A 22,332-nucleotide genomic window follows, 5' to 3' on the forward strand; every position below is an offset into this window, starting at 1 on the left:
ATACGGCTTTCAAACCCGTATTTCCTTATCCCCAACAAAAAAGGTATGATAGTAAATGGAAAAGTGTTCTGCGCTGTCCCCAAACTATAAATTAGGATGTTACACCATCCAACCTTTCAGGAGGAATATTAATGAACCGAAAATCGATACGCCCATGGTACACATTGTGCCTGCTGGCCATCATGCTCGTGCTGGTTGCCGGATGTGGCACAAAAGCCACCGATGTGGAAGCAGCAAGCCGGACAAGCACCACAACTCCCGCTGCAACTAAAGACAAAAGCAAGGCTGTTTCACATCCAGTTGTCACGATTGTCATGAACGATGGCAAGAAAATCAAGCTTGAGCTGTATCCGGAAGTAGCACCGAACACGGTTAACAATTTCATCTCCTTGGTGCAAAAGGGAGCTTATAACGGTACCATTTTCCACCGCGTCATCCCCGGCTTTATGATTCAGGGTGGTGATCCGCAAGGTAACGGTACAGGCGGCCCCGGCTACAGTATCAAAGGGGAATTCAAGAGCAACGGCGTTAACAATACACTCAAACATACACGTGGCGTATTATCCATGGCCCGCTCAGCGGATCTGGATTCAGCCGGATCGCAATTTTTTATCATGGTTGACGATGCGGACTACCTCGACGGTCAGTATGCCGCTTTCGGTAAAGTAACGTCCGGAATGGACGTGGTCGACGCTATCGTCAACTCCAAACGGGATAGCAATGACAAACCTACCAAACCAGCTACAATGAAAAAAGTTACTGTAGATACGCTGGGTAAAAAATATCCAGAACCCGTCAAAGTAAAATAATCCGTCTTTCATAACGGGATAACCGCAACGACCTTGTGCATACGCATGAGGTCGTTTTTGCTTATCCCCTGATACTTTCTAAGCTGCTGATTCTGTGATGTAGTAAGAGTATATACACAAAAGGAAGCGTTTTCAATCATTATTTTTAGATTTTTTTACTGTTAAATGAGTCTACAGCGTTCGACAAAAGTTACTTAAATAAGCAGTAAACTCGTTTAATTGGATTTGGTCTCGACTGAACGGATGCCTTCCATCTCTTGCAGCAGTGACAACAATTCCTCCACTCCCTCTGACCGAGACAGTTTTAGAAGCATATGAACCATCAACTGCTCACCGTTATTGATGCGCTCGGCGTGAAAGCTGTGAATGGTCAGTTTTTTGTTCTCCAGCAGTTCTTTAATTTGAATCATTACACCCGGCTCATTATCAACCTGAACTACCACTTGCCGTGTGGACGGGGTAGCCATCTGATAAAAACGACTATGGAGCAAGGACTGCGCCGCCAAAATAAACAGCGTTACACCCGCGCCAAGCCCATACATTCCTGCACCGACAGCAATACCAATCCCGGCGGTGGTCCAGATGCCCGCAGCGGTAGTTAGCCCTTTGATTCTATTTTTTTGTGTAAAAATCATTCCTGCGCCGATAAAGCCAACTCCACTTATAACCTGTGCTGCTATTCTGGAAGGGTCCAGCGATAGGTTAGACCATACAGTCTGGTCTTGAAAACCATATTTGGATACCACCATCATAAGCGACGCCCCGATCCCGACAATGAAATGCGTGCGAATGCCTGCCTCCTTCATCCGACTTTTGCGTTCATAGCCGATTAATGCGCCACACAATCCGGCAAACATGACCCGAATCAGGTAATCCCAATCCCACATACCTTTTTCACTCCACTATTGTTTATGTTATGAAAAGATGTTGCCTTAATATATAATTCATGATGCTCCGGCAAATGAGCCGTTATACAGCTGTTATTTTGTTATTACCCAAATTTTAAGGAACCTTTACTTCATGTTCGGGAAGATTGCGGTGTGCCTTTCTTCCCTTGAGTAGCCACAGCTCTGGTGTATCCTGCACACCGTCTATACGGATACTAAATGTTCTCGATGGTAAATTACGTACACGGAGCAATAGACGGTTTCCGTCTGCTGCTGCCTCCACAAGCTCTAGCAGTGTTAGTGAATCATTCGCTAGCTTGCGATTCAAAGCGCGAGTTGAATCTGCGCTGTCCTCCCGGCTCCAAATACGCAGCTCATCTAAAGACGGCGTAGCAATTCGCTTACTGAAAGAAATAACCACCTCATCTTCGGCGGAACGTTCCGCCCTAAGAGGTACTGGAGGCTCATCGTACATGTAGCCTCCCAGATGGTATTCATACGCAGTCCAGGCGTTGTAATCGCCCTCCAGGGCGGTAGCCCCGAATTGCCGCGTCCACTCGCGGTCCCGAACCATCCGCGCGAGCGAACCGATATCCGCCTGCACTCCGAGGGGCAAACCCGGATAAGCGGCGCGTATGGACTGCGCGATGCGAGCATAGCCGCGAATATACTGTGGCGGCAGGCGGCGGCGCATCCAGTCTGGCCAATGGGTCTGGAGTACGTGCATGTCCGGGGCTACGCTCCCGATCATGGCTACCGCGTCCAGACCCTGCCATTCCCGCAGCTGACTGGGAATATCGCCACGCCCGCTCACAGCGAGCGACCATGTCGCCACGCAGATGTCCGGCCGGACATCACGCACACCGCCTGCGCCGTTCACCAGCTCACGGATGAGCCCATTCACGGCGTCCACGCGCAGATCGACCCACTGCGCGTACAGCTTCGGGACCTTCCGGTAGTAGTTCCGCGCATGCTTATCACGAAAATTCGGAATGTCCTCACCGTAGCGCGCGCGGAAGGCACGCTGCGCATGCGGCCCAATATCCCCGTACACTCCACTGCGCAGCCCGTTCCATTCGGGGAAATAAGGCTCCGCCACCTCAAAGCCGTCAAACGGAATATCGGTGACGAGCCGGGCAGCGGCTTTCTTTTTCCATTCCACATATTCCTGGGCAAAATGCGAAAGCCGCTGAAAACCATCATTGGGCTCGCGCAGCAGCTCCATGCGCCATTCCTTCCACGCTGGCGGCAGCTGGGACACACCAAAAGAACCGTTGCCCAGCACCATCGCCCACACCGCGATGCCTCTACGCTGGAAAGCAGCAACAAGCGCTCCATCCACTTCATTTTCACGCACAACAAAATAATGCACGGTTTGGTAGCCCGCAAGGGCGATCTCATCCGCTATGCTATCCCGCGACCGATTGGCGTAATAGGGAAACAACGGATCAATTTGAATACTGGGACCGTTCATGACCCATGGTTTCATTTTTCCAATTTGTGCTATAGCGTCTGACGATTCGGGTCGGTCATTTCTTTTATTGTCCAATTCGATCCACCTCCGTCACTCGCGTCTTCTCCGATACTTGCTCAGAATCTATATATTTGGGCTATAAGTTTCTACTGGTTCGCCTATGTTACCATATTTCGCAAATGGGGTGAAATACAGCGGCAACTGTTTCACCATCAACGTTCAGAGGTATTGGAATAACGAGTCAGGTTTAGCTTATGAACGGAATGGGAGGAATAGTCAATGGCAGAGCAGAGATTGCAAGGAAAGATAGCAGTGGTCAGCGGCGGCGGTTCAGGAATCGGTAAAGCAACCGCCATTCGTTTTGCAGAACAAGGCGCCAAGGTGGTCATGCTGGATCGGACACCTGAGCATGCAGAGGAGACCAAAGCAATCATTGAGCAGGCAGGCGGTGAAGCACTTGTGCTGGAATGTGATATTGCCAAGCCAGACATGATTCAGCAGGGGTTCGCTAAAGTCGTGGAAACATACGGAAAGCTGGATATCGTGTTCGCCAATGCAGGCATTAATGGCACCATGGCCCCTATTGAGACCATGGAGCTGGAGGAATGGGACCGCACGATGAACATTAACCTACGCGGCACCTTCGCCACCGTTAAATATGCTGTTCCATACCTGAAAGAACACGGCGGCAGCATTATCATCACCAGTTCCATCAACGGTAACCGAACCTTTTCGGGTATTGGGTTCTCAGCTTACGCCTCTACCAAGGCGGCTCAGGTTGCTTTTATGAAAATGGCAGCGCTGGAGCTGGCACGTTACAAAATACGGGTCAACGCGATATGCCCAGGAGCTATCGACACGAAAATTGATGATAACACGTACCCTACCGAAGACTTGAAGAAGGTACAAATTCCAGTCGAATTTCCGAAGGGCAGAGAGCATCCGCTGGAGGATGCTCCCGGTGAGCCAGAGCAGGTCGCCAATCTGGTCCTGTTTCTCGCCTCAGATGAATCATCTCATGTATCGGGCACAGAGATCTATGTAGACGGAGCAGAATCGCTGCTGCGTTAAGCATAAAGGGGATCGTTGTCCCCGTATAAGCTACTGCTCAGACATTCTTAGCAGCCTTACCCCAAGTCATTACTAGTGGAAAGGGCTGCTTTTGCATGGCTTTACAACTATTTTATAGCGCCCTGTCAGCACCATGCACAGCTCCTTTGCGAAGGCGGACATACAATCTGCCTCCTGGCAGCACCTCAAACAACAGCATCAGAAGAGAAAAGAATAGCAGTGCAATGACCTCTTCTGCCAAAATATAAACAGGGTATGGTCCCAAAACATCCAATATCGATGGTGTCGACGGCTTTCCGGTCAGAAACATGTAGTTGGCACCAAACGCACGGTCTACAATCCACACCATCAACGCCAAGCCATTGAGGAATAGCATAACTCCCCCTACACTCTTCCATGTCGGTCGGAGTGCTGCGATCCAGGTCATATATAGGGCAGCCAAAATAATAGCACTATGAGCTACGAAAAAATGGATAAAACGATAGTGCGGAAAGGCATAAGCCAAATTAGGCGTAAGTACTGCTTGGAGCGCTCCTCCAATTCCGGCAAACAGGACGACCGGATATAACCAACGGCTGCGGAACATAAGCATCAGGATGGACAACAGCAGTGTCACACTGCACAATTCCAAGGGCAATGATGTCTGGACATCCCAAATATGCTGTGCCACATACCATATATTCAAAGTCACCTCTGAAAGAATGAGGACCGTAATTAATAACCAGCGAATTCCCTCACTTACAGGCTTATTTGACCGAACCCATCCCCGCGTTAGCCACAGCAGCAAAGCACATACAATGAGCCCCAGTATAGCCAACCCATGTGACGGAGTAAAGGCTTCGAACCCTTCCGGCGCATACGCATCGAACCAAGACCCTGACCATAGCCAGTCCATAGAAAGCCCCCTTCGATTTCTTTCTCTCTTTGCATCTTCTATTTTATACCAAATAGTCGAATATGTTCTAGCCGTCTTTCTTGCTTGTTCAATACCTTAACCTTTATGATAAAAGATATTATATTCAAAGGAGAACACTCATGCCGATTAATCGCCGATTAATTACAGATCAGGATTTCAGCGAGGCACTGGAACGTCATCTTCGTGTCCGGGTATTTCAAGATGACCAATTGATTGGCTCAGGCGGGACGATAATCCGTTTTGACGATCAGACCATCGTTGTGCAGTCTAGCGTCAGTGACCTGGCTTACCATCCCAGAAAACAATGTGAATTTTTTGAAATTAAAAAATAGCCACCACACACCGGAGAACCATTTTGCTTCGTTTTCCGGTGTGTAGCAGCTACGTTTTTATGGGTATGCATCATGCCTCACATGACGTTTTTAGTTATAGTTGATTCCACGTGTTTTCATCATGAGTTTATTCGTAAGCACTTTCAAGTCCTCGGAAGAGGATGAAATTTCCTGCATAATAGCCGTCTCCTCATGAGCAGCCGTATAAATTTTGTGAGCACCTTCAGAGAACGCCCCTGACATTTGCTGGATACGATGAATCTGCTCAAAGGTTTGATCCACCCGATTCGTCTGCTCTGTTACGGCTTCTTCCATGGTGCGAATGCTTTCGACAAATTCACGTACAATAGCGTTCAAACGGTTCAGCGTCTGGTCGACAGAGCTTGTCCGTTCCGCCTCAGCACTGACTAGAGACGTTTGCTGATGCATCAACTCCACAGTCTCTACGATTTGTGACTGTACACGGCTAACGATAGCATTAATTTGCTGTACAGACTCCGTACTTTGGGCGGCCAGTGCGCGAATTTGGTGCGCCACTACAGCAAAGCCGTTCCCTTCTTCTCCCGCACGTGCCGCTTCTATAGAAGCATTCAGCGCCAACAGATGGGTCTGTTCGGCAATATCCTTCACCGTGCTTGTAATCGCTTCAATTTGTGAAGCTTCTTTTTCCAGTCGTGCAATCACCTGCTGTGAACGACTATGTGAAGCTGTCAGCTCACCCATGCCATCCATCAGGGATGAAAATACAGTCTGCGTTGAATCCACCGAATGCTCCATATGGCCTGACAGTTCAAGCATATGCCCCGATTTGCTACGCATCATTTTAAAATCGCCCAGCATTCGATCCGCTGTTTTAATTGATTGGGCAGATGCTTGCTTTTGCTGCTCCACGCCATCCAAAATATCTTCTACTACCGTAGACATGGACTCGATTTGCGCCGTAGCTTGTACAATAGCCAAGCTCAGATTTTCTGCACTTTGCGAAGTTGTTCTGGTGCTATACGAGATCTCATTGAACATATCTTTAATGTTCAACATCAGATGCCGAAATGCATCGTACAACACTTTGATTTCATCATCTGAACGACGCTCTGGAATGACGACAGACAGGTTGCCCGCCGAAGCTTCCTCTGCCGCCTTGGCCAATCTAACAATCGGCCGTGTAAGTAATTTTGAGATCAACCAGCCCAAAATGCCACTCCACAGGACACCCAATAACAAAATAATCGAGGTGTATACCCATTCCTGTGTACCATGAGCAAGCCAGTCCTTGAGTACAAAAATAAAAAAAGCGCTTGTTCCATAGGTTATTGCTGAAATCAAGACAAATGCAGTAACCATTTTCGTACCTAGTGACATCTTCATGTACTGTAGCCCACCCCAAAAAACTCAAATTTGATTCCATTTTACCATAAAATTGCTACATTTCTAGTAGTATTTTTCACAGACACCTATATTTATAAGCATAAAGATGCAGAGCCTTAAGTCTCCTGACCTAACTACAAAAACAACCTTCTATTCAGGCAGCAAACTGCGTCAAAAAAAGTGGACGAATCGCTCTGCCGCCTACGTTGCAGGCCATTCGCCACATCTGAAGCGATCTATTGCTTCGCCATGCCATTTTCCATCATTGAGAATAACTGTCATCCTTCTGTTCAACAATCGCCTTTTTAACCGCTTCAATTGTGTCTATTTGGTGACTGTTTTTTTCCAGTACAGTAAACTCCCATAATCCGCTGGTCAGCTTGTCTCCTTGCTGGATATCAAAACGTTCGGAAAGCATCCAACCGCCAATCGTATATACGTCCCCGGCCTCAATATCTGTCTCCAAGCGCCGATTGACCTCATGGATAAGCGCCTGTGATTTGAGTATGTAACGATGATCATCTGTTTTTGTAATGAGTGGTGTTAGCGCTGCGGGGGTTTCGGTATCCGTATAGGAAGGAATGTCTCCAACAATTTCCTCCATAATGTCCTCTAGGGTGACAAGCCCAGACGTTCCACCATATTCATCCACCAGCACCGCTACTGGAATACGTCGTTTTTGCATCTGAATCAGCAGATCCCGAGCCTGAACCGTCTCAATCACCTGAAGCACCGGATGAATGTAAGAAGCCATCGTTGTATTTCCTGTGCTATGCCCACGGGCCAAATCATGCAGAGCTTCCTTCACACGAATCATCCCGATAATACGATCCCGGTCCCCATGTTCAGCTACAGGTAGAAAATTATAAACTTTGTCCTCGATCAGCTCCATAAACTCGGCTACCGTTGCCTGGTGAGATATAGAACGGATGTGGATGCGCGGTACCATAATTTCCTGCGCCGCACGGTCGTCAAAATCAAATACATTGTTCAGGTATCGATATTCTGTCGGTGTAATTTCACCACTACGAAACCCTTCAGATAACGCCAGTCGAAGCTCGGCTTCACTGAGTGCTGCATCTTCTTCGGATACTTTTTTTAGCCCAAAAAGCCCCGTAATGACACGTGAAGAACGACTGAGCACCCAATTCAGAGGATACGTTATTTTATAGAATACCGTAATCGGACGGGCAAAAAACAATGCCATCGGTTCGGCAATTTGTATGGCGAAGGTTTTGGGTACCAGTTCCCCAACGACCACCTCGAAATAGGTCAAAATCAGAAAAGCCAGCAAAAAGGAGAGCACTCCCGTTAGTCCAGCTGGAATATGCGCCAACACAAACAGGGGATGTAGCAGCTTCTCAACTGTAGATTCCCCTAACCAGCCTAGCGCCATTGAAGTTAATGTGGTTCCAAGCTGACAAGCGGATAAATACTCGTCGAGCCGAGACAGAATATTTTTAACAGCTTTCGCATTTTTGTTGCCCTCTGAGGCCAATTGGTTGATACGAGATACCCGAACACGGATAATGGAATACTCTGAGGCCACAAAAAAAGCTGTTAAAGTGATAAGTAAAATAACTAGAATGATATTTATCGTTTCCATAGCCCTCTCTTGCTCCGTTGATGCCGAAGCAAGAAGCACCCCCTTTGACATTCATTTTTGGTTGGAACCATAACATAAGTAATGATGTCCATAATCGTGTATTACCCAAAAATGACAAGGAATAGACTATGTATGTCTTTGTTAACGAATCGCCAGCGGACTCTTTTGCACGATATCTATCCATTGATCAGCTATTAACTGGTGCCCGACCGCTGTCGGATGAACCCCGTCATGCAGCCAATAGGAAGCGTCCGCCTTGGTAGCGGCCTCGTTCAACATGCTCTGGAGCGGCACAAATACGGCCCCATATTTGTCGGCAAGTTGACGTACAATACGCTGGTAGCCCGTTATTTTTTCTTGCCAAATGTCCCAGCGCGCCTCGGTAGCTCCTGTTTTCAAAATAAACGGCTCACACAGCACCAGCCCGGTATCAGGCATCACTTCACGCGTCTCCTCCAGCAGGTGGCAATAGGCTCGTTCAAATCGGTCCGTCACCCCGGACGGCTCCTGCTCCACGATCCGCCAGGCATCGTTCACTCCGATTAGAATACTGAGCAGGTTCGGCTGTAGGCTAAACGTGTCTTCATTCCAACGAGCATACAAATCCGAAACCCGATCCCCCGAAACACCCCGGTTTACAAATTCCGGTTGTGTAGCAGTCAGTCGACTCCCGAGTGTCCCAGCGATCAGATACACATAGCTCTGACCCAGCCAATGGTTCGCGTCCTCATTCCGTCCCCTTCCTCCGTCTGTAATGGAATCTCCTTGAAAAAGAATACGTGTGTGTCCTGTACTCGGCATTTTTCCACTGTCCCCTTTCACAATTTCCAATAATACCCTTATCATACCCCGTATTCTCCGAATTGGAAAGCGGTTTCAGAATTTGAGAGAGTTATAGCCATTATGCAGGTGGATGGTGCTTCCCACCACTATTGCTTGTGCAGCACCATTCCACCTACTCCGTTTTTATGTTAATTTCTCGATTTCAGACCGCGCGGTACTTACACACCTCGCGAAAATTACAGCCGCCGCAGACCCTGCGTGAAGGCATCGGTGTAAAGAAAGACTCGGGCTTGGGTCGATTATAGTAATCATCATCGAGGCAGGACTTCATTTCCTCGATGTAACGTCCTACATTGCCAACTACCTTGTCGATATCCTCTGGTGTGGGGCGATATACTTCATGCTCTCCTGTCATCAAATACTCTACCCGTACCTCAATTTTCTCCAAAGAAAGCTGATAATGCTCCTGCACATAGGAAGCATACAAAAATAACTGGTCGGAGAAGTCGCCTTCCTTACCTGTTTTCCAATCTACAATAACCATGTCTCCGTTGTCTCTACGATAGAGCAAATCCATTTTGACATATACTTTTGTCTCATGTAGGAGCATCGTATCCCATTTTTCCACCTCAACGATTCGGGCCTGGCCCTGTTGCAGCTCACGCCAAACTGCGGTACGGTACAAATTGTGTACCACCGCGTGCTGTCGCTCCTTAATCCGGGCAATCCGTTCCGGAAGCACTTCATCATCGTAGTAAATTTCGGCCAGCATGACCCGATTTTTGGGATCTTGCAGCCATAGCTCACGGTGTAAGGATTCCTTGTAGCTGTCATTCAACATGCTCTTCATAGCGGTCTCCAGAAATGCTGTGCGCGGGACAGCCCCTTTTTCCATCCACCCACGTATGACCGATTCACACATTTGGTGCGTAATATTCCCGAATAAAATATATAAGTTGCTCAGTTGCTTAAGCCGATACAACGTAACTTGTTCTTCAGTGCCCTGTGCCGAATTCCAGCCATTATGCGAGCCGTAATAATGATAATAGTATTTGCGTAAGCATTCGTCGAACGTTTGGGCCCTTGATTGTGAATAGGACCAGGACGGATATATTGCCATGACAGGCCCTCCTTCATTAGAACTTCCATCTCTCTATTATAACGCATGCCTAAGCTGTATCGGCCATAAAAAGAACAAAGACTTTAACCTATAGGTTAAAGTCTTTGACTGACTAGTTAGTACACTTGCTACGAGTCCGTTCAGCATTGATCAATTCGCTTACATTAACAGCACCATCCTCACGGACGTTGACAACGAGCACCGGAGTTCCCAGCATTCCGCTGATCCACTCCTTGTAATCATCCACATGATCATTGGGAAGAATCGTCAAGATCACACCAGCAAAGCCGCCACCATGTACCCTGCATGCGCTATCACCAATTGATTTTAAATACATTTCTGTTAAAGCCAGTGCAACCGATACGTCTTGTTCCCGATCAATCCCACTCCTATATACGTTCTGTAGCCATTTCCAGGAAGAGTTGCCAGATTCGGTGACCAGCCTTAAGAAATCAGAAAAGCGTCCTTCCTGCAGCGATTTCACTTGCTCATCTACACGCTTGTTTTCTTCAAAAAAATGCAAAGCACGGAGCACTGCCCGATCCCCCGCTTTTTCCCTAACCATTTTGAGATTGGCGTACAGATTCTCGGGCATTAAGTCACGGCAAACAGAAGCGCCTAAAGACTGAGCCACAGCACGCATTTCGTTCGGCACCGCTGCGTAGTCATCCGTTAAATCAGCGTGATTTCCACCTGTATTTACAATAACCAGGGAATAGCCGTTTTGTTCAAAATTCCAATGGACTGGATTAATGATCGGTTCCTTGGGATTTTCAAAATCAATGGAAATCAAGCCGCCATATGCGCAAGCCATCTGATCGAGCAGCCCCGAAGGCTTGTTCCAATAGACATTCTCCGCATACTGACCAATTTTGGATTTAGCAACAGTATCTAATGCTCCCTCGTTATAAAAATGATTTAATATTGTGCATATCAACATTTCAAACGAAGCGGAAGAGCTTAATCCTGAAGCAGAGAATACATTACTCGATATATAAGCCTGAAATCCTCCGATGCGATACCCGAATTCAAGTAAACCAGCTGCAATGCCACGGATCAGCAGCATCGTACCGTCATCCTCCGGTTTTGGTGCCAAGTCGTTTAAATCAATGACGTATTTCGTTTGGTAGCCTTCAGAAAAGAAGGTAATAACAGGTTCTTCCACTCTAGCTGCTACAGCGATCGTATCAAGTGTAATACTGCCTGCCAGCACCTTCCCGTGGTTGTGGTCTGTATGATTCCCTCCAATTTCGCATCGCCCTGGAGCACTAAATAATTCAATATCCCCTACACCAAAATGCTCCTGATACGCCTGTATAAGTGATTGATATCTAGAGGTTTGCTCGAAAACTTGTTGTTGACCGTACATTCGAGCAAGCACCATCTGTCCCTCGCTGGAATTCAATAGCTCCATATCTTTCATCGTATATCCCCCTACTTGTATGTGTTTTCCACTCAGAATGATGCTTTAATTATCTCAATTTTTCCTGTGTAAAAGTATGGCACAATTTTAATCTGTAAGCGCTTATTTTAATCGCTTTTATGAGCATTTTACCAATATAACTAAAAAAGAACCAGCCCCTAATCCGGACTGGTTCCTGTATTTATACCTGATTCATTCCATGTAATAACCGTTAAGAAGAAGAAGGTGTACTTTGATTTCTTTTTAATCGCGTTTCAGTACATATTCTCCAGCATTGTTACGAGTTACAGTAGCGCCAAGTACCTCTGCAACAGATTTGAAAGGAACATACAATGTGCCATATTCATCCGTGTATGGAGCTTGTGGCAACGTCAATGTGCTTCCTTCCAGTACAGCCTGCTTGGAGCCGCTTTTCAGCTTAATCGTTTTACCAGTAATATCATCAATTACAGTTGTTTGTTTTGCAGCTGCATCCCATTTTAGTTCTGAGCTCAATTCACCTGTCAGTTCACGCAGTGGGATGAAGGCCGTACCTCCACGATTCTCCAAAACGTAGTAATCGTCTTTAGGATCGAAAGTGGTTTCTACTTTTGTAATTTCCAAATCATTTTTTAAAATATTGTAGATCGGAGAATTTGCTTCAAAATTGCGCAGCGTCGCTCCCGGAGTTAATTCAGCTTGTGTATTCAAGTCAATAACGCCGTTAGAAAGATCTACTTTATCGGCCGTTACACTACCATTGACGTTCCAGGCTTGAGTCTCGGTCAGAATGGTAAAGGACTTCACCGGAAGATCGTCCACATCTGGCAACGCGACTGTCAAGTCTGTCAGCGCTTTGCGAACATTTCCTTTTTCATCAAAATACATGTCGTTTTTCAGCACCGTGTTGGCACTCAGGACTGTTTTGATTTCAGGTGCCTGTGCATACATAGTGCTGACTCCTACATCATACTGTGCCACAGCCAGGTCCAAATACTTTTTAACCTCAGTGTAAGCCTCGTTGACCAGCTTTTCTTTGTTTTCATTTAGTTCTGTTGTTACTTTATCACTACCCTCAATAGCTACGCCGGAAGCGATGGTTTTAGTCACATCAATAGCTTGGCCGATCAATTCTTTTAAGCCAGCTTCATCCTTGGCCAGATTTGTCAGGAACGGTTTTACCAATGCAACCAGTTCATCACCGCGCAGTTCTGTATGGAGACGGGTCAGTTTCACCTTGTCTTTTTCACCGTATACTTCTTCGGTTACAGATGTTGCAGAAATGGTCGAAGGGTTAGGAGCATGCTTAAGCATAAGTGCAGCGGCTGTTTTGGTCAGATCTCTCACGTCTTTGGAATATGCATAAGGATCAAACCCAGCAGGCAGACCGCTCAAACGCTCTTGCGAGTTCAGAGATATGTAATAAGGTTTTTTGGCACCTTCCAGGTGAATAGCCATACCTTGGCGATCCAAAGCAAGCTCAAATGGCAAATTATACTTATCAATGTGTAAAGTACCCTTAGCGGAAGCAACTTCCTCCGATTGTACCTTAGCTTCATCTACAGTCACCGAAATCGAATTAATCAAATCTACGATTTGTTGATCTCCTTGCGTGATTCCTTCTTTTGGAGTTAATTTAAGAGAAATTTTCTCCGTTGTCTGCTGGGATTTCACATCAAGTGTTCCCAATAAATTTTTACTTACATCAAATCCGCCTACTGCCTGGCAACCTGTCAAAGCTACCATTAACAGAATAAGAGGGACGGCAATCCATTTTTTTATGTTCATATTAATCCCCTTTCAAGATATTTCCGTAATCTCTTCTATTATCTCAGTGTTAACACGCATTGTAAATGAGTAGAATAGAAAATAAAACTAGTTATTTAGGATCAATTTTCAGCCTGAAGCATCCGGTAAGCCAGGAGTGCCATCTCCAGACAACGACGTTTGTCAGGGTCTGCCAAATTCCCCTCTACGATTTCATTAATTTTATCCAGTCGATTATAAAGAGTCTGCCTATGAATATACAAAACTCCGGCGGTATCACGCTTGGAGCCATGACATTGAAAGTAGGCATCCAGCGTATCCAGAAGCTGCATATGATGCTCACGATCATGCGCAATCAGCTCGCCCAAATGATCCTGTACAAATTCTTGTAGAAAAGGAATGCGGGGCACTGCTTTCAACAATTGATAGATTCCGATGCTGTCGTAAAATAGCCGATCCTTCATGACCGGGACGCTTCGCGCGACTTCAATGACCTGATATGCCTCTTCAAAACTGCGGTCCGTCCCGGTCATGCGGTGCCTTACCTTACCAAAGCCTGCATGAATGCGCACTTTATCAAGCTGTCCTGCGGCATAGTTCTGAATATATTGGACCGTATGAGCCAGCACTTTTTTCATCTGCGCTTCGGAACGCAGCGTTAATTCCTCCTTGGCACAAAGGATGTAGCATTGACTTCCTTTCATCATCAACAGATTGTGCAACGCTTCTTTTTTCAATAGAGAACGAAGCAGCACTAATACATCCTGATTGATGGATTCCTTGCGCACCTGACTCGCGTCCTTGTCCTGATGCTCTACCTCGATGACTCCTGCCCAAAATAAATACCGACCCTTCGTTAACAATCGCAGTCCCATCCGGGTCTGGGCCTGTTCTTCATTAGGAAGCTGGCCGTTCAATACATCCTGAATCAGTTCATTTTGATTACGTAGCAATCGGTCTTCAAGAAACTGTGTTCTCAGTACCAATGTAGCGGCCGCCTTGGCTGTGTAATCAATGAGCAGCGACATTTCTTCCGTCGGCATTTCATTATGCAGTACCACACCTACAGCGGAAAACACCTGACCGAAGCATACAACAGGCTGAAACAAGACGGCAGTGGAATCATTCAGGTGAAACAGCAGGTGCCCTTCACGATCGGCAGTCATACTGGATTCCACTTCATTGGCATAAAAATCCGCAATATGGTCTGCCACATCCGGCTGGACGGAAGGCACGAATCGATTGGTATCAATGGAGGACATGTAGATGACCTGCCGGGCAGCGTAGTCATGGAGCACACGCAAGAGGGCATTCATATCGGTGCTGCGTAGGGTTTCCTGCTGAAGCTGACGTGAAAATCGCTCCAGATCTTTTAATAGTTCATGATGTCGGTTAATAAGTAGGGAGTGAATATCTTGTGTAATTTCAACAAAACGCACCGGCTGCTCAAATATGATGACCGGGAAGTGATGCCGTTCCGCCAGCTCCAGTATTTCAGAGGGGATCTCATGGATGCTCGTGCCCAGCTCCACACACAATCCTGCGGCTTCCGAGCAGATCAGCTGCTCCATATACTCGGCGCGCTCTCCCCCCTTCCGGATTAACCACAGGCCGGTCGTCAAGATCAGGTCATGACGGCTCACAAAGGGGGATACATTGGTGATTTCTAGCACATGAACCCAACCCACACGGCGATTTACGCCCTGTTCCCCCGCTGCCAGCTTCGCCCGCCGGAAAACAGGACGTTCCAGCACATCCGCAATGGTAAATGTTTTTTTACCTTTCATCGGCATTCTCCCTATGTGTATGTCTTTATGTCATTTTATATGACATATATTCATCAAAAAGTCGAGCCTTCAAGTCAGATAATCCGACAAAATGTATGATGCGAAGGAGTCGCACCCCTTGTAAACTGTACCTAATCTAACATGAATTGCATTTATCGGCTTGAGTCCATGTAACTAATCAGCAGGCTGCATACAAATGATAGTGCAATTTTCTAAGCTCGTTTGGTCGCATCCAACAGTAAACCATAGCAGGGGTAGCTGCCCTAAAACACGTTCAACAAACATTGATTCTGCAGCGTAGCTGCCCTAGAGAACATGATCAACAAACATTGATTCTGCAGCGTAGCTGCCCTAGTGAACATGATCAACAAACATTGATTCTGCAGCGTAGCTGCCCTAGTGAACATGATCAACAAACATTGATTCTGCAGCGTAGCTGCCCTAGAGAACATGATCAACAAACATTGATTCTGCAGCGTAGCTGCCCTAAAAACAATCATTTGCCGTTGGATAACAATTATTTTTAGGAGAGGTGAAACGAATGAAAATTGGGATTCCAAAAGAGATTAAAAACAATGAAAATCGTGTCGCTCTGACACCTGCGGGTGCTGCTCAAATGATTCAACACGGACATCAAGTGTTTGTAGAAAGCCATGCAGGGGTTGAAAGTGGCTATACAGACGGAGATTATGCCACTGCGGGTGCGATCCTTGTTCAGCAAGCGGCAGATGTGTGGTCCCAGGCGGATATGATTATCAAAGTAAAAGAGCCTCTCCCCTCTGAATACGGGTATTTTCGACCAGGTTTGATTTTGTTCACCTATCTGCATCTGGCTGCCGAGCCCGCACTGGCCCGGGCTTTAACAGACAACGGCGTGGCCGCCATTTCCTATGAAACGCTAAATGTGGAAGGAAGCCTACCGTTGCTTACCCCCATGAGCGAGGTTGCAGGCCGAATGGCTGTACAAATCGGAGCACAGCTGTTGGAAAAACCAAAAGGCGGTAAAGGCATCCTACTGGCAGGTGTGCCAGGGGTCAAACGCGGTAAAGTAACTATTATTGGCGGAGGGGTGGTCGGCACCAATGCTGCCAAGGTCGCTATCGGTCTCGGCGCAGATGTTACACTGATCGATCTAAGCCTGCAAAGATTGCGCCAACTGGACGATATTTTTGGCAATCAGCTCCATACATTGGTGTCCACCCCTTCCAACATTGCTGAAGCCGTGGCGCAAAGTGATTTGCTGATCGGTGCTGTCCTGATCACTGGTGCCAAAGCACCGCGGCTCGTAACAGAAGCCATGGTGCAGACGATGCAACCCGGTTCAGTGATTGTCGATGTCGCCATTGACCAAGGTGGCATTGTTGAGACGATTGACCACATCACGACACATGATCAGCCAACCTATGTAAAGCATGGCGTTATTCACTATGCAGTAGCGAACATGCCTGGCGCAGTACCACAAACCTCCACGCTCGCTCTGACGAACGCAACGCTCCCCTTTGCTCTCCAACTTGCGGATCTCGGTGTGCTAGAGGCACTTCGCAGAAGCAAGCCGCTGCTTAGCGGTACCAATGTCCTGAACGGACATATCACCTACGAAGCAGTCGCCCGTGATCTGGGGTATCCTTATGTTCCTGTGGAACAGGCATGGCAGACCAAAACCCTACAATAGAAAAGAAGCAGCACAAAGAACCATACACTTTTCCCAGTAAGGATTAAAGTGTATGGTTCTTTGTATGCTGCATCTACCAAACGTAGCCGCATTTTAGACGGCTTCTGACGAAAGGAACGTTTGGAGACGGCTATAAATATTCGTGATTTCTTCCTGCGACATGCGCACCAGTCCACTAGACGAAGGTGCCACAAATTCATGCATTTCGGGGATTAGTGGTTCAGGCTGAAATCCCCAATCCGCTTTGGATTTTTTACTATATTCGGTGTACACGCCTTTGCCGACAAAGCAAGCGACCTTGGGGCGGTATTCCATTAGCTTCGCATGCAGCTTCAGACGCCCTTCGGCGTATTCCTCACGGGTAATGTCCTCCACTCCCCTGGTAGGACGGGAGACAATGTTGGTAAAACCGAAACCCAGCTTTAGCAGCTCCCGATCTTCCGATGGATCGTATAAGCGAGGGGTCAAGCCAGCCCCCTCCAGTATGCGCCAAAAGCGGTTGCGCGGATTAGCGTAATGATGTCCTACCTCGCCGGATTTCAGACTGGGATTAAAGCCGATAAATACAACGGATAATCCATAGTCGAGATGATCATCTACCTCGTGTAGTTCTGTCTCTGGTTCTGTCATCAGGCCCCTCCTTCCTCAAACCATATCCAGCGGCTGCTTCCTCGTTGGCGGAGGAAAAGCTTCGTCTATTTGTTGAAGTTGTTCAGGGGTGAGCCGAATGCTTGCTGCCGCTGCATTTTCTCGTACATGCGATTCATGTACCGCCTTGGGAATTGCCCACACATCACCGTCCCGTATAACCCATGCGAGTGCAATTTGCGATGGAGTTACTCCGTGGCTGGCAGCAATGTCTACCATAACGGGATTCTCCAGTAGTCCTCGTCGCAGGCGTCCACCTTGGGCAATCGGGCAATAGGCCATTACAGGCACCCCATGCGTACGGCTCCAAGGAAGCAGATCATATTCGATACCTCGCGAAGCCGCGTGATACAGCACTTGGTTGACAGCACAGGCTTTGCCATTATTCAGGCTCCAAAGCTCCTCCATATCGGATTTGTCGAGATTGGACACGCCCCAGTTGCGGATTTTGCCTTGCTCACGCAGTTTTTCCATACCTTGTATTGTCTCTTCTAGTGGAATATTCCCGCGCCAATGCAGCAGATACATGTCCACGTATTCGGTTCTCATTCGGGTTAGGCTCGCTTCGCAGGCTTGAGCCAATCCTTGACGGTCCGCATGATGAGGGTAGGCTTTGCTGACAAGATACACATCGTCCCGGCGGCCTCGAATGGCCTCCCCGACGATCTCTTCTGCGCCGCCCTCCGCATACATTTCAGCCGTGTCTACTAGCGTCATCCCCAGCTCGAAGCCAAGTTGAAGCGCACGCACCTCCTCCTGCCGAAGGGAGGCTTTTTCGCCCATATACCACGTGCCCTGCCCAATGAGTGGTACTTCACGACCGTCCGTCCATGTAATCGCACTTCTCTTATGTTGACTCAACTACATTCCCTCCTTAGGAGCCTGGTGTCACAGGCTTGTCAAATACATGACTCTGCGTCCAGTGCTGACCACCATCCGAGGTGGTATATAGGATCGGGGCCTGCTCTGAATCCGAGAAAATAGCCCAGCCTTCCTTGGCATTGGCCATCCCGATTTGCTGACCGCCATAACCATCAAAGCCTTGTTTGCCATTGTTCCACGTCTTGCCTCCGTCATTGGTCCAACCAATCGTATTAGGCTTGTCACACGGTGCACAGTAGCCACCCATCAAAGCGGTACTGATGTTAACCGCATAGAGCATGCCTGGTGCTGTCCCTTCATTTTTGGCAACCTGATTGTCTTGCTGGCTAACACCTGGTGCAGGACCGCCGCCGGCAGTAGAATTCGCCAGTACAGTACGCCAGCTTTGTCCGCTATCAGCCGTATGCCAAAGCGAATACGACGTCTGATTCATCCCCGTATCTCCAACCAGCTCAATCCATGCGTTGCCCCGTCCTACCGATCGAATAGTTACTCCGTTCAGAGGCCCCTCGGTTGTCCGCGACATGACAGGAGTCCAATCTTGACCACCGTTAACGGTGTGCAAAATCTGGATCGAGCGATCTGTTTTCTGGGTTACTGCCCAGCCGTTTTGCCGATCATGAAAATATGGCTGTCCTACCATGTGGCTAGGCACAAGGAGCGAAGACCAGCTTTGTCCACCATCCTTGGTATATTGGTTGCCACTAAATCCTTCCTTGGATGATACAAAGTGTAAAAAGTCCGCTTGTCCTTGCTCAGGTACAGTCCCGACAGCTTCCCAATGCTTGCCGCCATCGTGAGTTGCCAGCAGTGAACCACTATCTTCCATAACAGCCCAGGCCTGCTCTCCATTCAAGGCAAAAATCTGTTGAACCGTACCTTTGCCTTGATACTGCACATTCCAAGCTGAACCGACTGAACCGGATGGAGCCGCGTCTGTTCGGGCAATCCATCCATTACCGCCGATCCAGCCAGATTGGCCGTCGATTAATCGAAGCGCGGTAATATTGTCCATGCGGACGTTCGCTATACTAGCATCTGTCTTCGTTTGCCCTCCTGTCTCCACTGCTCTGTCAGTGCTGGACGGGGATGTGCTGCTTTTGCCGTCAGAAGCAGTCTGCTGTTCCGGTGTATCTACAGTGGCTCCCGAATCATTGACTTGTGTCGATGCAGAATCCTTTGGTTTATTCTGAGCCGTTTGTCCTGTTTGTGATCCTGTTTCACAACCTGCTGCTACTATGGCTACGGCGAGTAAAAGCACCCAAACCGATGTTTTTTTCTTCATTTTTGTTCATCCCCTTAAGTTGTTGATATACTTGCTGCGCGGGTATTGTATTCACAGCAAAGCATATTCTATGTATTACCCTGCTGTATTGGTTTCACTCTTGCGGTGAATATACGATACTGACTGTATTCGAATCGTTATAGGATTACGAGTTTACAGGAACAAAGCCGCCTTTTTCAATGGCCTGAGTTCCTGCTTCGCTTTGCAGCCATTCGAGTAATCGTTGCATCGAAGCACGTGGCTTTTCGCCTTCGCGTGTAACTACAAACAGTTGGGCTGTGAATGGATATTGTTTCGAACGAATGTGTTCTTTGTCGGGCTCCACTCCATTAATAGATAAAAATTTGACCTCTTGACGATTATGCATCACATTTGCGAAATAATAAAATGAATAACCGAGCGCGTTGTGATCCTTGTCAAAATCAGCAATTGCATTAATCATCTCACCCATTATACCAATTCGGAGTTCCCGAGGCGGTTCAGCCATGTCCTGACCTTTCATCACTTTCTTCTGCATATATGTTTGGCTTCCTGAGTTTTCCTCCCGCTGATAAGCAACGATCGGCTGATTCTTGCCCCCTACTTCACGCCAGTTACGAATAGATCCTTCATATATGCTGCGCACCTGCTCCGAAGAAAGTCCGTTAACCGGATTGCCTTTATGAACGAGAAAAATAAACGCATCCCACCCGATAGGTGTAAGCTTCATTTGAATTCCCCGACTTTTCGCCAGGCGCAATTCCTCATCGGATGGACCCGCCACCAGTATCAGATCCGCCTTCTTTTCAATCAGATTGACATAAGCCTGATGTGTTGTGTTGAATCTCAGTTCGTGAGCCGCACGAACCTTGTTCATTCCGGTCAATTCATGCAGCATATCCTGTGCGAATGGAATGGCCGCTGTAGCGCCATCTACTACCGGAAAATCCCTCTCCGCAATGTACGGACGCTGAGGAAGCATGAGCGTAATCGTCAGCACAATGATGAGCGCAGCAGATATTGCAGCTACAACCCATTGCCATCTATGGTCCACCTTTCCGTGCTGGTCGGTCACCGCTGGATAGCGATCTACCCCAACACCGACTACCATGCCAGCTATGGGCAGCAGTGCGGTCAGCAGAAACCAGATTCCACCGAGCTGTGTATATGACCCCAATACTTCCAGTATAGGTTCCGCCCAAGCGTGATAGAGTGAAAAAAGCTCCCACGCTCCTCCAGATACTTCGGCAAGTTGGCCGCCAGATCCTCGTAGTCCTATAATCCACAACCACAGCCCGCATAATAAGGATGCTAGCCCAGTCAGCATCAGCAGAAGCTTATGCATATTGGACATATGCGCACTCAAAGCACCATAAGCTGCAAAAATGAGACCGACCAGCCATACATATAGCAGCAATATTACAACCACGGTTATATCCGTCACACCTTCATGCCTCAGCAAATACTGCACTTGAGGTGCTACAACCATACTCCAAATAATATTAAACATGACTGAAAACAATCCAAACATAAACGTACCGACCAGCCATGGCCAAAACCATGCTATCCGCACAGAATTGCCCTCTTTCGGCTTGCTTATAACTTCCTTTGGTTCAGACATGTACATCCCCCTATATCTTATAAATGAAATGAGTCTGTAAGCTATTGCTTCTTCATTGTACAATTATGGTAAAGATTAGTATACGAAAGGGTAGTAAAAATGACAAAAAGGCCTCCCCTACAGGATAGGCCTCTTTGGTATCGAATCTTCTCTATATCGCTCTGGCATGGATTAAAAAACGATGCTGCTTCACGTCCCAATAACCATCACGTTTAATATCCAAATACAGACTATACAGCTGTTCTATATATTTCTCTGGCTGGAAGTCTGCAATCTGCCATTCAATAACTTTTAAGTAATAGACAATCGCTCCAATATCGTAAAAGCGCTGGATCGGAAACTGTTCCCGCTGCTCTACGATTTCAAAACCATTACTTTTCAAACCTGCAATTGCTTGAGGAAGAGTCCAGTCCGCATACACGTAATCAGGTGCTCCCAAGCGGGCGTTAAGGCCTGCACAATCCAAGCCTCCTGCCTGTTGAGTCAAAAACGTACCTCCTGAACGCAAAATACGGTGCACTTCCGCTGGCGAAAATGACTCATGCTTGTTCAGCACAAGGTCGAACCCAGCATCGTCAAACGGAAGGGAATCGTCATCATGAATAGCCATCACGCGCACACCCAGCGGCTCCAATCTTTGCTTGGCGATAGGTACGTTCGGTGCATATGCCTCTGTCGCACATATGATCTCTGGAAAAGGGCGCAACTGCGACAAGAACTCTCCCCCGCCTGTTCCCATATCCAGCATCGCCTTCGAGGCATGCATCAACGCCAAAGCCTTGCTGGCATAAGACCAGTCCAAAGGCTCGCTCGCCACTCGTCCCGTGTCCGAAATGAATGAAAAATCCCATCCGGAAAATGACTGTTTATGATGATCCAACAACTGTAGAAATTCACGATCTTCTGTATATTTCATATTTTTTTGC

The 22,332-nt window shown here is 47.5% G+C and carries 19 protein-coding genes; 4 read left to right on the forward strand and 15 right to left on the reverse strand.

All coding sequences use genetic code 11. The features are described 5' to 3' along the window. Window positions 1-131 precede the first annotated feature (131 nt). Window positions 132-809, forward strand: coding sequence for a peptidylprolyl isomerase (locus G7035_RS03265; RefSeq protein WP_017426371.1), 678 nt, complete (start codon window positions 132-134; stop codon window positions 807-809). A 215-nt stretch (window positions 810-1,024) separates the two neighbouring features. Here G7035_RS03265 and G7035_RS03270 read toward each other — a convergent pair whose 3' ends face one another. Then, the gene (locus G7035_RS03270; RefSeq protein ID WP_019686324.1) at window positions 1,025-1,696 is read right to left on the reverse strand and encodes an MgtC/SapB family protein; all 672 of its coding nucleotides are present in this window, start codon (window positions 1,694-1,696) and stop codon (window positions 1,025-1,027) included. 115 nt (window positions 1,697-1,811) lie between these two features. Continuing rightward, the gene (locus G7035_RS27785) at window positions 1,812-3,245 is read right to left on the reverse strand and encodes a hypothetical protein (protein WP_019686323.1); all 1,434 of its coding nucleotides are present in this window, start codon (window positions 3,243-3,245) and stop codon (window positions 1,812-1,814) included. A 204-nt stretch (window positions 3,246-3,449) separates the two neighbouring features. On the opposite strand from G7035_RS27785, the gene G7035_RS03280 reads away from it, so the two are divergent. Then, window positions 3,450-4,241, forward strand: coding sequence for an SDR family oxidoreductase (locus tag G7035_RS03280; RefSeq protein ID WP_019686322.1), 792 nt, complete (start codon window positions 3,450-3,452; stop codon window positions 4,239-4,241). Window positions 4,242-4,353: 112 nt separating this feature from the next. On the opposite strand, the gene G7035_RS03285 is transcribed toward G7035_RS03280, so the two are convergent. Continuing rightward, window positions 4,354-5,136, reverse strand: coding sequence for a YwaF family protein (locus G7035_RS03285; RefSeq protein WP_019686321.1), 783 nt, complete (start codon window positions 5,134-5,136; stop codon window positions 4,354-4,356). Between the two features lie 140 nt (window positions 5,137-5,276). Between G7035_RS03285 and G7035_RS03290 the strand changes: the two genes are divergently transcribed. Further along, window positions 5,277-5,489 (forward strand): hypothetical protein, encoded by a 213-nt coding sequence (locus G7035_RS03290; protein ID WP_016821380.1) that lies wholly within the window; start codon window positions 5,277-5,279, stop codon window positions 5,487-5,489. 90 nt (window positions 5,490-5,579) lie between these two features. Here the strand turns inward: G7035_RS03290 and G7035_RS03295 are convergent, their stop codons facing one another. From G7035_RS03295 to G7035_RS03325, 7 genes are all read right to left on the reverse strand, one after another. Beyond that, complete coding sequence (locus G7035_RS03295) at window positions 5,580-6,854, reverse strand: methyl-accepting chemotaxis protein (protein ID WP_016821381.1); 1,275 nt, start codon at window positions 6,852-6,854, stop codon at window positions 5,580-5,582. A 262-nt stretch (window positions 6,855-7,116) separates the two neighbouring features. After that, the gene (locus G7035_RS03300) at window positions 7,117-8,460 is read right to left on the reverse strand and encodes a hemolysin family protein (RefSeq protein ID WP_016821382.1); all 1,344 of its coding nucleotides are present in this window, start codon (window positions 8,458-8,460) and stop codon (window positions 7,117-7,119) included. Between the two features lie 141 nt (window positions 8,461-8,601). Beyond that, on the reverse strand, window positions 8,602-9,306 hold the full coding sequence (locus G7035_RS03305) for an SGNH/GDSL hydrolase family protein (protein ID WP_017426366.1): 705 nt from the start codon (window positions 9,304-9,306) through the stop codon (window positions 8,602-8,604). Window positions 9,307-9,445: 139 nt separating this feature from the next. Then, the gene (locus G7035_RS03310; protein WP_019686320.1) at window positions 9,446-10,363 is read right to left on the reverse strand and encodes a RecB family exonuclease; all 918 of its coding nucleotides are present in this window, start codon (window positions 10,361-10,363) and stop codon (window positions 9,446-9,448) included. A gap of 112 nt (window positions 10,364-10,475) precedes the next feature. Continuing rightward, a complete protein-coding gene (locus tag G7035_RS03315; protein WP_019686319.1) occupies window positions 10,476-11,786 on the reverse strand; it encodes a galactokinase in 1,311 nt (436 codons plus the stop codon). A 243-nt stretch (window positions 11,787-12,029) separates the two neighbouring features. Beyond that, complete coding sequence (locus tag G7035_RS03320; RefSeq protein WP_019686318.1) at window positions 12,030-13,553, reverse strand: copper amine oxidase N-terminal domain-containing protein; 1,524 nt, start codon at window positions 13,551-13,553, stop codon at window positions 12,030-12,032. Between the two features lie 101 nt (window positions 13,554-13,654). After that, the gene (locus tag G7035_RS03325) at window positions 13,655-15,319 is read right to left on the reverse strand and encodes a PucR family transcriptional regulator (protein ID WP_016821387.1); all 1,665 of its coding nucleotides are present in this window, start codon (window positions 15,317-15,319) and stop codon (window positions 13,655-13,657) included. A 541-nt stretch (window positions 15,320-15,860) separates the two neighbouring features. On the opposite strand from G7035_RS03325, the gene ald reads away from it, so the two are divergent. Next, complete coding sequence (ald, locus tag G7035_RS03330; RefSeq protein WP_019686316.1) at window positions 15,861-16,991, forward strand: alanine dehydrogenase; 1,131 nt, start codon at window positions 15,861-15,863, stop codon at window positions 16,989-16,991. 93 nt (window positions 16,992-17,084) lie between these two features. Here ald and G7035_RS03335 read toward each other — a convergent pair whose 3' ends face one another. The 5 genes from G7035_RS03335 to G7035_RS03355 form a co-directional block, all read right to left on the reverse strand. Then, window positions 17,085-17,621, reverse strand: a complete 537-nt coding sequence (locus G7035_RS03335) for a mismatch-specific DNA-glycosylase (protein ID WP_019686315.1) — start codon at window positions 17,619-17,621, stop codon at window positions 17,085-17,087. Window positions 17,622-17,636: 15 nt separating this feature from the next. Next, on the reverse strand, window positions 17,637-18,500 hold the full coding sequence (locus G7035_RS03340) for an aldo/keto reductase (RefSeq protein ID WP_019686314.1): 864 nt from the start codon (window positions 18,498-18,500) through the stop codon (window positions 17,637-17,639). Between the two features lie 13 nt (window positions 18,501-18,513). Continuing rightward, the gene (locus G7035_RS03345; protein ID WP_017426358.1) at window positions 18,514-19,806 is read right to left on the reverse strand and encodes a beta propeller repeat protein; all 1,293 of its coding nucleotides are present in this window, start codon (window positions 19,804-19,806) and stop codon (window positions 18,514-18,516) included. Between the two features lie 145 nt (window positions 19,807-19,951). Then, window positions 19,952-21,406, reverse strand: coding sequence for a PstS family phosphate ABC transporter substrate-binding protein (locus tag G7035_RS03350; RefSeq protein WP_017426357.1), 1,455 nt, complete (start codon window positions 21,404-21,406; stop codon window positions 19,952-19,954). Window positions 21,407-21,557: 151 nt separating this feature from the next. After that, window positions 21,558-22,322 (reverse strand): class I SAM-dependent methyltransferase, encoded by a 765-nt coding sequence (locus G7035_RS03355; RefSeq protein WP_016821393.1) that lies wholly within the window; start codon window positions 22,320-22,322, stop codon window positions 21,558-21,560. Window positions 22,323-22,332: the final 10 nt, after the last annotated feature.

The organism is Paenibacillus polymyxa (genome assembly GCF_015710975.1).
In the GTDB taxonomy this organism is placed as follows: domain Bacteria; phylum Bacillota; class Bacilli; order Paenibacillales; family Paenibacillaceae; genus Paenibacillus; species Paenibacillus polymyxa.

Coding starts and splice junctions, on each gene's coding strand:
- G7035_RS03265 (WP_017426371.1), top strand. CDS start 132: ATGAACCGAAAATCGATACGCCCATGGTACACATTGTGCCTGCTGGCC.
- G7035_RS03270 (WP_019686324.1), bottom strand. CDS start 1,696: ATGTGGGATTGGGATTACCTGATTCGGGTCATGTTTGCCGGATTGTGT.
- G7035_RS03280 (WP_019686322.1), top strand. CDS start 3,450: ATGGCAGAGCAGAGATTGCAAGGAAAGATAGCAGTGGTCAGCGGCGGC.
- G7035_RS03285 (WP_019686321.1), bottom strand. CDS start 5,136: ATGGACTGGCTATGGTCAGGGTCTTGGTTCGATGCGTATGCGCCGGAA.
- G7035_RS03290 (WP_016821380.1), top strand. CDS start 5,277: ATGCCGATTAATCGCCGATTAATTACAGATCAGGATTTCAGCGAGGCA.
- G7035_RS03295 (WP_016821381.1), bottom strand. CDS start 6,854: ATGAAGATGTCACTAGGTACGAAAATGGTTACTGCATTTGTCTTGATT.
- G7035_RS03300 (WP_016821382.1), bottom strand. CDS start 8,460: ATGGAAACGATAAATATCATTCTAGTTATTTTACTTATCACTTTAACA.
- G7035_RS03305 (WP_017426366.1), bottom strand. CDS start 9,306: ATGATAAGGGTATTATTGGAAATTGTGAAAGGGGACAGTGGAAAAATG.
- G7035_RS03310 (WP_019686320.1), bottom strand. CDS start 10,363: ATGGCAATATATCCGTCCTGGTCCTATTCACAATCAAGGGCCCAAACG.
- G7035_RS03315 (WP_019686319.1), bottom strand. CDS start 11,786: ATGAAAGATATGGAGCTATTGAATTCCAGCGAGGGACAGATGGTGCTT.
- G7035_RS03320 (WP_019686318.1), bottom strand. CDS start 13,553: ATGAACATAAAAAAATGGATTGCCGTCCCTCTTATTCTGTTAATGGTA.
- G7035_RS03325 (WP_016821387.1), bottom strand. CDS start 15,319: ATGAAAGGTAAAAAAACATTTACCATTGCGGATGTGCTGGAACGTCCT.
- ald (WP_019686316.1), top strand. CDS start 15,861: ATGAAAATTGGGATTCCAAAAGAGATTAAAAACAATGAAAATCGTGTC.
- G7035_RS03335 (WP_019686315.1), bottom strand. CDS start 17,621: ATGACAGAACCAGAGACAGAACTACACGAGGTAGATGATCATCTCGAC.
- G7035_RS03345 (WP_017426358.1), bottom strand. CDS start 19,806: ATGAAGAAAAAAACATCGGTTTGGGTGCTTTTACTCGCCGTAGCCATA.
- G7035_RS03350 (WP_017426357.1), bottom strand. CDS start 21,406: ATGTCTGAACCAAAGGAAGTTATAAGCAAGCCGAAAGAGGGCAATTCT.
- G7035_RS03355 (WP_016821393.1), bottom strand. CDS start 22,322: ATGAAATATACAGAAGATCGTGAATTTCTACAGTTGTTGGATCATCAT.